The sequence below is a fragment of the Herbaspirillum sp. B65 genome, from assembly GCF_000333555.1.
In the GTDB taxonomy this organism is placed as follows: Bacteria; Pseudomonadota; Gammaproteobacteria; order Burkholderiales; family Burkholderiaceae_D; genus Herbaspirillum; species Herbaspirillum rubrisubalbicans.
Genome location: NZ_BADI01000697.1, coordinates 1 through 1,270, shown reverse-complemented (window position 1 = coordinate 1,270; position 1,270 = coordinate 1). Strand labels below are relative to the sequence as shown.

General features: G+C 63.6%; 2 protein-coding genes. Both read right to left on the bottom strand.

The annotated features are described in order from the left end of the window. Nucleotides 1–186, bottom strand: a 186-nt coding sequence (locus I5W_RS16595) for a 5'/3'-nucleotidase SurE (RefSeq protein ID WP_044530051.1), incomplete at its 3' end; no start/stop codon positions are given. A gap of 72 nt (nt 187–258) precedes the next feature. Then, the gene (locus tag I5W_RS16590) at nt 259–1,206 is read right to left on the bottom strand and encodes a flagellar brake protein (protein ID WP_017451797.1); all 948 of its coding nucleotides are present in this window, start codon (nt 1,204–1,206) and stop codon (nt 259–261) included. Nucleotides 1,207–1,270: the final 64 nt, after the last annotated feature.

Genomic DNA, 1,270 nt, shown 5'->3' with positions numbered 1-1,270 from the left:
GTAGTAGAAGCCATTGGCGGCCTGCTCTACCCACAGGGNCCGGTCCAGGGTCAGAGAGTTGGAACTGCCCGAACGATTGCTGTCAGGTGCCACCACGGTAATGTCGGCGATCGGCGCGAGTGCCTCGGCCAGGGCGATGATGCCGGGGGCGAGGTAACCGTCGTCGTTGCTGATGAGGATTTTCATGGGCTGAATTTTAACCGAAGCCGGGCTTTGGACAGCCCCTCCGCCCGACATTCTCCTGCAGCAATGACAGTGCTATTCCTGCAAGGTCAGTTCCTGGTAGACATAGGCCGACAGCACCAGCTTGTCGCGCACCGTCAACGGGGCAAATTCCACCCCGTACTGATGGAAATCGGCCTCTCCCAACGATTCCACTGCGCGCAGCACCACCGGCAACTCCAGCGGCAATTGCTGGTCGGCCACCGAGGCGATGAAGCGCAACGTGCCACTGACGCCCTTTTTCGCCTCGACCCTGCCTTTGAGGGAAGTCGCCACCAGCGAGGCACCCGCCAGACTGAGATCGATCACGCTGGCTGGTAGCGGCGTGGAGCCATCCACCTCCAGATAGCCTTCCGCCCCCACCGGCACGCGGGTAGCCTGGCGAATAACGGTGGAACGCACTTCCCTGGGGGCTGACAGGTGCAGGTAGACGAAGGGCGAATGCTGGTACTTCAGCAATTGCGATGCAAAGGCATAGGCGCGACGCCCGGTCAGCGCGCGCACCACGAAAGCCTGGCCCTCGCGCAGGAAGATCTGCTTACCCTCCTTTTGCGGGGCACTGACCAGGATGCTGCGATTGGACAAGCAACCCACCAGGGTGACCGCATGGCGCTGGGCAGCATCGTCGGCCAATTGCAGCCACACGGTGTCGCCGATCTGCCAGCGCACGTCATCCAGGGGAATCACGCTGGCTTGACCACGCAGGGCCGGCTTGGGCTTGTGCGGTTTCTTGCCACCATGCTTCTTGCGCAGCACATCGCGGGCCTGTGGCAGCGGCACCGATTCGGTATCTGGTTCGGCGATCCAGCGGGCATTGCGATAGAGGCCGTTCTCGATCAGTCCGGCCAGTTGGTCGGGCGTGTCGATCATGGTGCCGCGCGCCAGCAGCAGCTTGCCGGCTTCGTTGTAGATGTGCCAGGGGGCGGGCTTGCCCAGGTTCAGTTCGGAGCTGCGCACCGGCACCAGCGAGGTGTGATCGGCCATCTCAATTCTCCACCACGGCGCTATCGGCCTCGGCCGCGGCGGCGCGGCGCGCATCCTGCTCGCG